This window comes from Pelagicoccus sp. SDUM812005 (genome assembly GCF_031127875.1).
GTDB lineage: Bacteria > Verrucomicrobiota > Verrucomicrobiia > Opitutales > Opitutaceae > Pelagicoccus.
The window spans coordinates 90,511-103,113 of the sequence record NZ_JARXIA010000021.1; the positions used below are offsets into that span (position 1 = coordinate 90,511).

At 55.0% G+C, this 12,603-nt stretch carries 5 protein-coding genes; 4 read left to right on the forward strand and 1 reads right to left on the reverse strand.

Features of this window, described 5'->3' with window-relative positions:
- The first annotated feature begins 3 nt into the window (after positions 1 to 3).
- The 4 genes from QEH57_RS20860 (at position 4) to QEH57_RS20875 (ending at position 7,424) form a co-directional block, all read left to right on the forward strand.
- A complete protein-coding gene (locus tag QEH57_RS20860) occupies positions 4 to 2,364 on the forward strand; it encodes an alpha-L-rhamnosidase C-terminal domain-containing protein (protein ID WP_309008726.1) in 2,361 nt (786 codons plus the stop codon).
- A gap of 122 nt (positions 2,365 to 2,486) precedes the next feature.
- The gene (locus QEH57_RS20865; RefSeq protein ID WP_309008727.1) at positions 2,487 to 4,811 is read left to right on the forward strand and encodes an alpha-L-rhamnosidase C-terminal domain-containing protein; all 2,325 of its coding nucleotides are present in this window, start codon (positions 2,487 to 2,489) and stop codon (positions 4,809 to 4,811) included.
- Positions 4,812 to 4,882: 71 nt separating this feature from the next.
- Positions 4,883 to 6,262, forward strand: a complete 1,380-nt coding sequence (locus tag QEH57_RS20870) for a sulfatase (protein WP_309008728.1) — start codon at positions 4,883 to 4,885, stop codon at positions 6,260 to 6,262.
- Between the two features lie 136 nt (positions 6,263 to 6,398).
- Positions 6,399 to 7,424 (forward strand): LacI family DNA-binding transcriptional regulator, encoded by a 1,026-nt coding sequence (locus QEH57_RS20875; protein ID WP_309008729.1) that lies wholly within the window; start codon positions 6,399 to 6,401, stop codon positions 7,422 to 7,424.
- Between the two features lie 179 nt (positions 7,425 to 7,603).
- Here the strand turns inward: QEH57_RS20875 and QEH57_RS20880 are convergent, their stop codons facing one another.
- Complete coding sequence (locus QEH57_RS20880; RefSeq protein WP_309008730.1) at positions 7,604 to 11,569, reverse strand: TonB-dependent receptor plug domain-containing protein; 3,966 nt, start codon at positions 11,567 to 11,569, stop codon at positions 7,604 to 7,606.
- Between the last annotated feature and the right edge of the window lie 1,034 nt (positions 11,570 to 12,603).

Genomic DNA, 12,603 nt, shown 5'->3' on the forward strand with positions numbered 1-12,603 from the left:
CAAATGAAACTACCGACCCCGCTCCTTCCCTTCTTCCTAATTGCAGTCACGCTGCCAGCCGCCTTTGCGACGGAATGGAGCGCCAAATGGATCTGGGGGGCAGATGTCGAAACTGAAAACAGCTGGGTCGCCTTTCGTAAAACATTCGACCTCGAAACGATACCTTCGAAAGCGAATGCCTCCATCGCCGTCGATACCAAGTTCTGGCTCTGGGTCAACGGCCAGCTTGTACGCTTCGAGGGAGGGCGCCCCGGAGCCCCTTCCATGGCTCGAGAATGGCAACGCGTTAAGCCTGTCGAGGAAATGCCCGCCTCTGAAAAACCACGCAACACCTGGTACCAAGAGGTCGACCTTGCCCCTTACCTTGTAGAGGGCGAAAACCTAGTCGCCATCCTCGTCTGGCATTGGGGACGAGAAACTCACAAAGGCTACCACATCGATTCCGGCAAAGGCGGACTGTTCTTTCAGCTCGACCTCGCCGGCCAAACCGTAATCTCCGACCGCTCTTGGAAAGCGCTTCAACACCCGGCATACGACCCTCAGGCCGGCGAACGCGACCGCAACGTAATCGGATTCGACATCGGTTTCGATGCAAACAAGAGCCTCGGAGACTGGACCGAAAACGCATGGTACAATAACAAATACAACGCCGAGCAATGGCCGGTCGCAGCAGAAAAAGGAACCGCCCCAGGCGCCCCTTGGCACGAGCTGGTTCGCGACGACATTCCTCCGCTCCAAGACCACGGCCTGATGCGATACGTCAACCATGGCGATCTCCAGCTCCCCCTCGTCAGCGACGGTTTAGACATCCGCGTCAAACTTCCCTTCAATAAACAGGTAACTCCTTACTTCGAAATAGAGTCCGACCGCGCGGATGAAACAATTACGATCACCACCGACAACCGACTCAATCGTATCGATGCGTTCTATACAACCCGTCCTGGAAAACAGTCTTTCGAAAGCTATTCTTGGATGAGCGGGCATGACGTGATTTATAGAATCCCTGCTGGCATTACCGTTCACGACCTCAAGTACCGCTGGCTCAGCGTCGGCGAAATCGAAGGCTCGCTCAGCACTTCCGACTCCGATCTGCAACGGCTCTGGGACATGGGTGCCAACACCCTCATGGTCTGCGCCCGCGACAACTTTATGGACTGCCCCGACCGAGAGCGGGCTCTGTGGATCGGCGATGTCGCCGACCAAACCAGCTACCTCTTCTATGTCATGGGCCACGACGGCCGCGCCCTTCTCCGGCGGGCTATCCGCTCCACCTTCCTCTTCAGTGAGGACGGCACTTTCGGCGCTCTTGGACCGCTCCGCCTTCGCGAGCTACCCGGCCAAAGCATGCAGTTCGTCTTCCAATGCGTGTGGGAATACTATCTGAATACCGGTGACCGCGAAACTCTTGAATTTTCGCTGCCCTATATCCACGCCTATCTAGAAAAATGGGAGATGGGCGACAACGGCCTCCCCAAATACCTACCAGGAACCAGCCCCGACCGCTGGGACTGGATCGACTGGGGAGAAAAGGATACCTGGGACAAGCCAGTCATTCAAGTTGCCCTCTACTTCGCCGCCCTTCAAGCCACCCAGAGGATGGCCGAAGAGCTGGGCGACACCGAAATCGCCGATTGGTGCGCCACCCGCGGCCTAAGCATCAAGGCTGCCTTCGACCAGACGTATTGGACAGGCAACTACTACAGCAGCGACCCTGAAACCCTACAGGACGACCGGGCCAACGCGCTCGCCATCCTTACTGGACTCGCGGAACCGGAACGATTCGAGCCCGTCGTCAAGAACGTCCTCATTCCAAATCACTACTGCAGTCCCCACTACGAATGGATGGTCAACCTCGCTATGTTCGACGCCGGATATCCCGAAGCCGCAGTCGAACGCATGGCCACCCGCTACCGCGGCCAAATCGACCGCAAGTGGCTCACTACACTCTACGAGAAGTTCCCCAACGGCGGCAGCTACAATCACGCCTGGAACGCCCCCAACGCTATCATCGCCCGCCGCATCGCCGGCATCGAACCCACCGTCCCCGGATGGAAGGAATTCTCCATCACCCCCACGCTCCTCGACATCAGGCAACTCCACCAAAAAGTTCCCAGCGTCGCCGGCAACATCGAATTCGGTTGGGAGAGAGTCGATAGGAAAACCGTATTCACAATAACGATACCTGAAGGAACCCAAGCCCACTTCAAGCTCCCCAAGTCGGCTGCACCCCACAACTCCATCACCGTCAATGGCACCCAAGTCCAACAAAACGCAGAACTCCCCGGCCTAAAATTCATCAACGAAACCCAGGACCGCATCACCTACACTTTACAGCCAGGCAACTGGATTTTCTCAACGCAATAATCACCCTGTGTGAATTGCCCACAAAGAGCACGAATCAACACGAAGAAAGATAGTAGGCCTCCCAGCTTTCTTAATAATACTTGGTGCTGCTTCGTGTCCTTCGTGGGCAAAAAAACAAAAGCATGAAAACCTTCACGCTACTACTCTTAGCTTTAAACCTAACGCTCTTCAGCTTCGCCCAAGAAGCCCAATGGATCTGGGGCGACGAAGACGGCCCCGACAACACCTGGCGCTGCTTCCGCAAGGAATTCGATCTCGCCTCCATCCCCACTTCCGCCGTCGCCAAAGTCGCCGCCGACTCTAAGTTCTGGCTCTGGATCAACGGCGAACAAGTCATCTTCGAAGGTAGCGCTAAACGCGGCCCCCATCCCAACGGAACGTACTACGACGAAGTCGACATCCGCCCCTTCCTCGTCGAAGGACAAAACTCCATTGCCGCCCTCGTCTGGTATTGGGGACGCTCCGGATTCTCCCATGTAGACAGCGGCAAAGGCGGATTTTTCTTCTCTGCCCAGCTCGACGATAACTCTCTCGCAAGCGACACCTCCTGGCGCACCCTCGTCCACCCAGCGTATTCGCGCGAAAAGACAGCGGACCCGCAGCCAAACTACCGCCTCTCCGAGCACAACATAAACTATTTCGCCGCCGATAACCTAATCGAAGGCTGGAACGAAAAAAACTACCCGCGCTCCAACGCTTGGAAACCCGCCGTCGCAAAAGGCCCAGCCGGGGCTCAACCATGGGGCGAACTGCGCAAGAACCCCCTCCCGCTCTGGATGCTCACGGACCTGCGCCCCTACGAGAACGATTCCGAACTTCCCCAAACCGGAAACCGCGAAACCATTGTCGCCAAACTCCCCTACAACGCCCAAATCATCCCCTACCTCAAAGTCAAAGCCGCCGCCGGCAAGACCATCGACATTCGTACCGACGCCTACCAAGACGGCGGGATTCAAGAGAAGCGCCCCCAATGGGCCACACGCAGCGTCTATACCACTACCGATGGTATCCAAGAGTTCGAAGCCATCGCCTGGCTTAGCGGCCACGAGGTTCACTACAACATCCCCGAAGGCGTCGAAATCCTCGAACTCAAGTACCGGGAAACCGGATACGCCACCGAGTTCACCGGCAGCTTCCACTCCGACGACCCCTTCTACAACAAGCTCTGGACCATGGCTCGTCGCACCCTCTACATCAACATGCGCGACACCTTCTTCGACTGCCCGACCCGCGAGCGGGCGCAGTGGTGGGGCGATGTCGTCAATCAGCTCGGCGAAGTATTCTACACCTTCGACCTCCAGTCTCACCGCCTCGTCAAAAAAGCGATCTACAACCTAGCCGAATTCCAAAAGCCAAATGGCCAGCTCTACTCTCCAGTCCCCGGGAAAAATCGATCAGAGCTACCCCTCCAGATGCTCAACAGCGTCGGCTGGTATGGCTTCTGGACTTACTATCTAAATACCGGCGACGTCCAAACTATCCGCGACGCCTATCCCTCCGTCAAAAGATACTTGAGCCTCTGGGAGCTCGGCGAAGACGGTCTCGTTGTCCAACGCTCCGAAGGCATGTGGTTCTGGGTAGACTGGGGCGAAAACTCCGACTTCGGGGTCCTGCAGAACTGCTGGTACTATCTCGCCCAAAAAGCAGCCGTAGAAATGGCGAAGCTCTCCGGTAACGAAACCGACGTCGCCGGCTACCGCCGCAACATGCAAAGCATCGAGGACAACTTCGATGCTCTTTGGAACGGCACCGCCTACAACAGCGGTAACTTCAAGAAGCCGCAAGACGCCCCCGACGACCGAGCCAACGCCATGGCAGTGCTCTCCGGTCTCGCCTCGCCGGACAAATATCCCGCCATCAAAAAAGTGCTCGAGGAACAAGAATTCGCCAGTCCCTACATGGAAAAATACGTGCTCGAAGCCCTCTGCGTAATGGGCGAAGAAGAAGCCTCCCTCCAGCGTATGAGGAAACGCTATACAGTCATGGTCGACGCCCCCTACACCACCCTGTGGGAATTCTGGAAAACCGGAGGCATGGGCACCTACAACCACGGCTGGAACGCCCCCAATACAATCCTCTCCCAATACATCGCCGGCGTCGCCGTCGTGGATCCCGCCTGGGAAACCTACCACGTCAAACCCCAGCTCGGACCGCTAAACTCCCTACAAGTGCGCGTCCCCTCCGTCAAAGGCGACATCGACGTCGACATCAACAAGTCGGACAAGACCTTCAGTATCCACCTCCTCTCTCCTGAAGGAACCACCGCCATCGTCGGCATCCCAAAGAAGCACTTCGAGATCAAAGAAATCCACGCCAACAACAAGCGAGTCTGGAAGGACAAACCTGTCGGCAAACTCAAAGGACTTACACCCATTGGCGAAGACGAAAACTACATTCTCTTCGAAGCCGCCTTCGGCGAGTGGACCTTACGAGCAACCGCCAAGTGACATAAAACTAACGAACAACCACCAAAACCACCTTCGTGCCCCTTAGTGTCCTTCGTGGGCAAATCAAGATCATGCATCACCTAACCAAAAAAGTCCTAGCAGCCTTCACCCTCACTGCCCTCGCCACCGTCTCGGCCGCTAACGACCGACCGAACATCGTCATGATCCTCTCGGACGACCAGGCTTGGACCGACTACGGCTTCATGGGCCACGAGCACATTCGCACCCCTAACCTAGACAAGCTCGCGGAAAGCGGCGTCCTCTATCCACGGGCCTACGTCCCCACCCCTCTCTGCCGTCCCTCTTTGATGACCCTCGCCACGGGCCACTACGCTCGCGACCACAAGATCACCGGCAACGACCCCTCACCCAGACTCGCGCCCAAACAAGATCCCAAGCACGTCGAGCTCTCCATCGAGCTCTTCGATAATATCGACCGATTGGATACGCTGCCCAAACTCCTGGGCGAAGCCGGATACCTCAGCCACCAAAGTGGCAAATGGTGGGAAGGCCACTACAGCCGCGGCGGATTCACCCACGGCATGACTCAAGGCAGCCCCGGTCGAGGAGCGCGCCACGGCGACGCCGGCCTTAAAATCGGACGCCAAGGCATGGACCCCATCTTCGACTTCATCGCCCACGCCCAAGAAGAAGAAAAACCATTCTACATTTGGTACGCTCCCTTCCTGCCGCATACGCCGCACACTCCTCCCGAGCGGATCCTCGCGCGCTATAGCGCTCTCGACCTCGACCCTGACCTCGCTAAGTACTACGCCATGTGCGAGTGGTTCGACGAAACCTGCGGACAACTCATCGACCACCTCGAAGAAAAAGGTCTCCGCGAAAGCACGCTTATCTATTACGTTTGCGACAACGGCTGGGTTCAGACTCCCTCCACCGTCAAAGGCAAAGACGGCTGGCGACATGGTTTCCTCCCCAAATCCAAACAAAGCGTCAACGAAGGCGGAGCCCGTTCCCCCATCATCCTCTCCTGGCCAGGCGTCATCGAGCCCGACATAAAAGGCGACCTCGTCAGCAGTATTGACCTTTTCCCTACAGTCCTCAGCGCCGCCGACGTCGAAATCCCCGACGGACTGCCCGGCATAGACCTCATGCCCAACGCCCGCGATGGCGATCGTATAGACCGTGACACAATCTTCGGTGACTCCTACGCCCACGACATCGCCGACCTCGACAACCCTGAAGCCTCGCTCATGTACCTCTGGTGCATCCGCGACCATTGGAAGCTCATCCTCAGCTACGACGGCGAAGTCAACCGCTACCGCGACGTCCATCCTCGAGAGTTCCCCATCCAGCTTTACGACATCGTCGCCGACCCTCACGAAGAAAACAACCTAGCGGAAAAGTATCCCAACATCGTTGCCGATCTCAAAGACGCCATCGAAAACTGGTACCCCCTCACTGAACGCAAACTCGTATCCAAAAACTAAAGATTTTTTCCAAACCACCCGCTACCTTGGAGAACAGGGAGCAACGGAGTAATTAACAATACTCCCCTCGTCGTCGCCAGCCTCCTCGGCCCCGCCCGCCTCGTGAAAAAATAGAAGTAAAAAGCCAAAACCTAGCATGTCCAAAAGATTTGAGCCCGTTTCCCAGCTCGATATAGCTAAAGCATTGGGCATAAGCCAATCCACGGTTTCTCTCGCCTTGCGAGGTAACGATGAGGTTTCAGAAAAGACGCGTCGACAGGTTGCTTTAAAAGCAAAGGAATTGGGCTACGTGCATAACCCAAAAATGGGAGCCCTTACCAGCTACCGCCAAACGAGCTCAATAAAGCGAGTCGTACCAAGGCTCGCTTGGGTCACCAATTTCCCGACAGAGAAAGGCTGGAGAAAATCACACAACCTCAAGTACTACAATGGGGCAAGGCGAAGGGCAGCAGAGCTGGGGTTTGAGTTGGTCGAATATTGGTTAAGCGATGTACGAGTATCTAAAGAAAAACTACAAAAAGAACTGACCAATCTAGAAATAAGCGGGCTACTATTCGCGCCTCAGGCAACACTCGAAGCCAAAATCGACTTGGATCTTACCGCCTTCTCATCCGTTTCTATCGGGGGCTCGCTGAAGTCTCCGATTCTGCATTCCGTTGATAGCCATGCTGTAGGCAACGTTCAGCAAGCCGTCCTAAATTTACGCCTTCGTGGTTACAAAAGAGTTGGGCTAGCGGCATGCGATAGCATAGATACGAGAGTGGATGGCGCCTACTCTGGGGGATTCTTGAGTGTCGACGATGGCGGAGCCATTCCCCCATTCATGATCGAACCCTTTGATCATAACTCATTCGGGCATTGGTTCAGACGTTGGCAACCCGATGCGATTGTCGCCTGGGGCGACTACTTAACCAGGATTGAGAGTTGGCTGGTGGGACATGGCATCGAGGTGGGAAGAGAGATCGCCTTAGCGGGACTGGACCTGGAGGACGAAAAGGGTAAGTACGCTGGAATTTACCAGCAATCCGAACTGATCGGAGAAGTCGCGGTCGAGACCCTTGTCACCTATTTCAACCAATTTGCCTACGGGGTTCCCGAATATGCTTACCAGACTTTGATAGATGGACGCTGGGTTGATGGGCGGAGCGCTCCAGGAAAGTGAATCACACACGCAGACCGGCTCATCAGGTTCCTCCACAAGAATGATGGAGCACGCTTTAATCACTTTTTTTTAATCACCCCTATCCAGCAATTTCCACTGCGTTTTCGGATGAACCAAAAAAGTCCCCATCTCACTAGGAGACGGGGACTAGGTCATTTGGAGGTAACGAAGATTCTAGATTAGAAGCTGAAGCTATTGCTCAGGCGGAATGTAGTCGGGCGGTTGAGACCGAAGACTGGGCTGCCGTCCGCGTTGACGCGGATGATGCGCAGGTCGTCACCTTGCTTGAAAACATTGTCCACATTCAACTGGACGCGCCAGTCGATCTTGTCGCCGCTGAGCTTGCTCTTGTAGTTGAGCATCAGTCCACCCGTTACGTGCGAGTCGCCTTCATACGGGTTGTTCACGTCGCGACGGACTGGCTGGAACTCTGCACCATCGATCTGTCCGTCCCCATTCGTGTCTGGATTCGGGAAGTTGAATGGCAGTTCGTCCAGTCCAACGGGAATCGAGGTGTAGCCCAAGGCCTTGCCGCTTTCCCAACGGAGATTGGTGCCAAAGGAGAAGCCCTTCATGAAACCGTCGCGGAAACTGTAGTTCGCCGTGATACGAGCGTTGTACTCGGAGATACCGTGGCTGGCTACACCTTGCACAGCGATCGCCTCGAGGATGTCGTCACCTACGGTGTTATAGAATCGAGCGGCGAGTAGGCTGTCGTCCGAAGCCCGGCCTCCAAGGTTGTCGACCAGGAAGCTGTTGGCAGGCAACGGGCCATCCGCATCCGGTGCGGTATCCCAAACAGGCAGGTCACCGTTATCGGCAGCGATCGACCCTGGTCGAGCGAAGTACTGAGTCGCATCGTTGTGGCCATTGGTGTGGTAGCCTGCCTCGATGAACTGATTCCAGTACTCGCCGCGCAGCGCCACGTACTCGAGGGTTTGGGAGTGCACGTTCGAGATCGCATTCTCGAGGCGTGAAACGCTTCCTCGGAGTCGCAGGTTCTTCGTTGGGTTCCAAGTGCCGCTTAACTCCCATCCTTTGGATACAGAATCGAAGGTGGTGTTCGAATCCTCGGGTCGCTGCCACCTTTGAGCTTCGTCGTCGTAGGTCCACTGAGGAACCCCGGCGCCATTGACGATCTGCTCGCCGGTCTCCTCGTCGATATCTGGAATGCGAGTGAAACCGCGCTCAACAATGAGATTGCCGCTTGCGTCGATGCCGGCCACACGCTCCCAGTCCTCGATGGTGTACGGAGTGTCTTCGCCGTTTTCGATGAAGCGCTGGTCGAGAGCCTTAAGGGCGGAGTGCACAGCCGATTCGAAGCTGACCATGCGCGACCAGACGAGGCCGTTGCCTTGTCGAGCGTTGACCTGCGCCGACTCGAATACGTTGAACTTCAGGTCGAGCTTGTTCTCAAACAGGCTCATACCGAAACCATACTCGGTCGTTTCACCCCCTTGGGAAGGAATGCGTCGACCGAAGCCGTCGAAGTTAACGGTAGACAGGTCGAAGTTCTCCGACTCGTTATAAAAGAAGCGCAACCAAGGCGTAGCGTGGAAAACGATACTACCGGTCATGAGTTCCTCTTTTTGGACGTCTTCGGTCGAAACGTTTACAGACGTATCCCAGTCGGAGCGCTCGTCCCCATCGCTGACGCGGTCCCAGGCGGGCGTAGGGTCAGGGTACCGATCGTAAATCACAGTTTCGACTTCGTCGGAGCGCCAGCCCAGCGTCGTTACGATTCGATTGTTCCAAAGGTAACTCTGCAAGGAAGTGCCATATCCTTTCTGGTCCAGACCGTTAAAGGCAAGCGTGCCGCCAATGATACCGGGACCAATCTCAAGCCCCTCTTCGCTTACCGCCCATCGACCTCGGTCGTCATTGCCGGTCGTGTCGTAGTAGTAGTGACCAATGCGATTGTTAAGGTGCGGACGGGTGCTGTCTGGAGCTCCCGTGAAGTTTAACGTCGTATCACCGACCTGTACTGGATCGCCTACATAGAAGATCGGCCAGAACCACCGGTTCGCTGAATGCTGGTCGTTCGGACCGGTTCTCGCAAGGTCCTCGTTGTAGGTGGCTACATCACTCGCACGGTATTTCAGCGCGTCATCCCTTGAAACGGAACCAAACACGGTCATGCGGTGCAAGCCGAGGAAGCCAAGCCTATCAGAGCGGTCCCTAAAATCTAGGTCGTAGTTCGCTTGGAATAGCGCTGCTTCCGACTGGAAGTCCTCGTAGCCACTGATGTGACGTCCATGGAAGAACGGGCGAAGGAAGTTCGGGTTCTGCTCGCGATTGGCAACCTGCTCAAGGAAAAGCGCGTTGTTGGCAGCGATCTCTTCAAGCTCACCCTCCCCTGGGAGACGTGTCTTGTTGCCTACTCTACGAATCGTTAGCGAACCACCATTGTTGATGTGATCAATAATCGCCTGCGCTTGTGCAACGGCTTCATCAAGCGTCGGATCGATGCTGGCGCCTCCTGGGAATGCAATCACGTCACCTTCTGGACTGAGAAGGTTAGCTACCTGAGGAGCTCCGAAGAAGAGGCCAGGGTCCTGAATCGCGCCTGGGAGGTAACGGTTAACGTCGATCGAGATCGCTTGCGATTGGGCGAGCGGACCGAAGTTTTGGTTACGTTCGTAGTCCTCTTTCAGATACGAAAACGAAAGGTACAGATCCTCGTTTACTTTTTGTTCCCAATTGAAGCCGAACTTCTGACTCTTAACTTCCTGGAAGTTTCCGGGCAAGGTGCTAAGCTCTTGATCGTAAATCGGGAAGATGCTCTCGTCGAGTACCTGCGGGTCAGCGAAAGCGTTACCGTCGCGGTTGTCGAATGGATGGGAACTGCGGGCGAAACGAAGACGAGCACGTGGGTACGCGTTACGTCCGTTTCCGTTTTGCGGCTGTCCTCCGTTGGTCCGAATAGTACCGTAGATGGATGTCAGGCCTTCGCCACCAGGGCTGTAGGGGATCGACCAGTCTCCACCGGAGTAAGTTGCATCCCCAGAGTAGTAGCCGGTGAATGCGCGGTCGCGACCATCCATGTGACGAACATATCGACCTTCGAATTGCAGAGGGTTGCCGTCGGCGTCCGTTCTGATACGCTCATCGAAGACGTAGTCTCCCGTCGCTGTTGGTTGACCGTTTGAAGTTCCGGGCCAGGAAGCGTCCCAGATGAAATTGCGCTCGCGGAACTCCTCGAGGCTCATGTCACCATAACGATCCGGATCTTCCGCCTGTAGCTCAGCGAGGCGGGTACCTGCGTTGTTCCAAGCGTTGAGCCAATCGCTGACATTGTCCTGTGGCAAACGGTAGTTAGGACGGCGACCGAAGGCGGAACTGCGCTCGACGTATGCGTCGAACGTTGTTTTCTCGAAAGGCTTGTATCTAAATGTCAGATACGCCTTGCGATCAAGATTCTCTGCAGTTTTCGCCATGTAGCGTGTGTCTGAAACGACACCCGCGAAACGGACCGCCAGCTTATCCTCTATCAAAACACGGCTGAAGTCGACCTGCACACGGCGAGAACCGAAATTGTCGAGACGGAAGTTGATATTATTGATATCGCGACGGAGCTGAGCCTTTTTGGTCGTATAGTTCACCACGCCAGCGGGGCGGCCGAGTCCGAAGAGAAGCGAATTCGGACCTCTCAGAAACTCCGTACGCTGCATATTGTAGCGGTCAAGCGGACCGCGAACCTTCAGGTAGTTGGCCGACTGAGTCGCACGCCCTAGACCACGGATTCGAACTGAACTCTCTCTGGAATTAGGGTCAGAGAAGTCACCTCCGATGTATCCGCCGCCACCAGGGTTAGCGATGCTCTGCGTATCGTTTGTTAAGTCGGTATCGACACCGGCCAACATCGAAAGAGCTCCGTCGAGATCGGTGGCTCCCAAGTCGTCTAGGAAGGCGTCGGTCAAAACTTCGACCGATGCGGCCACGTCCTTTAGCTGCGTATTGAGACGGCTTCCAGCTGTGGTAGACTGCGCGCGATAACCATCATCGCCTTCGTTCGTCACCGTAAACGGAGACAGCTCGAAGATATCCTCTTCATCGCTGTCTTCGGTTTGGGCAACAATGTGCGCCCAAGGGGTCGCGGCTGCTAACGAAAGCGCTAGCCAACCACTTTTAGGGATCTGTTTCATATTATATAGTTATATAGTTTGCGTTTCTTTTGTATTCACACTCTTCAGCGCACGCTCAAATACCTTGAAACCAGTGAACGTGTATACGTAGTTCAACTACAGAAACATACGACCATTCGGGGCATGGGGTCTTAAGGGCGGGGAGAGCTTACGAAGTTAATAAGGTTTTTGACATCCTCATACGCAATTTATTTTGGGTCATTTAAATTCGATGCGTATTAGTTTTAATAATCGATACGTATTATATTAATTCACAATTTGACTCTAAATCCCTACCTTCGCTTTGAATAAGTTATTCCCATTTTAAAAATAACGGCTCTGCCAACGCGGCTTTAGACGCTCATATTCACAGAATTACATCCTACTCTCACAATGCCCGGTAGCGTAAAACCAGTTCGTCAAATCGATATCGCGATGGCCTTGGGCATTAGCCAGACCACGGTGTCACTCGTCATGAGGGGGGACGCGCGCATACCGAAGAAAACTCGTGAAAAGGTCCTTTCTAAGGCTCGGCAACTAAGCCTCCAAAGCTCATCCTCTCCTCCATGCGGAAGTCCTTCAAACAAACCACGCCAAAACTTCGCCTCAACCAGCAAGCCAAGTCGTATAGGACAAGCTCAGATAGCCCGAGAACTCGGACTTAGCCAGTCGACCGTTTCGGAAGCTCTGAGGGGCAGGAAAAACGTTTCCGTTCACACTCGGGCAGCGGTACTCGCCAAAGCTGAAGAACTTGGCTACGTTCCGGACCCCAACTTAGTTGCCCTGTCAAACCGAAGATCAAGCAAACGTAAAAAGAAGTTCCTAGGAACGCTGGCATGGGTAACCAACCACGACTCATCCGACGAATGGAGGAAAGGTGAGACGACTCGCAGACAATACAACGGCGTAGCAGCACGATCAGCGAAATACGGATACAAGTTGGAAGAATTCTGGTTAGCTGACCCTAATTTGACGAACCAAGAAGCCCGCGAGATACTGCTAGCCCGAGGAATACGCGGCTTGATTCTCGCACCTCAGCCAACTTACGGGGCACG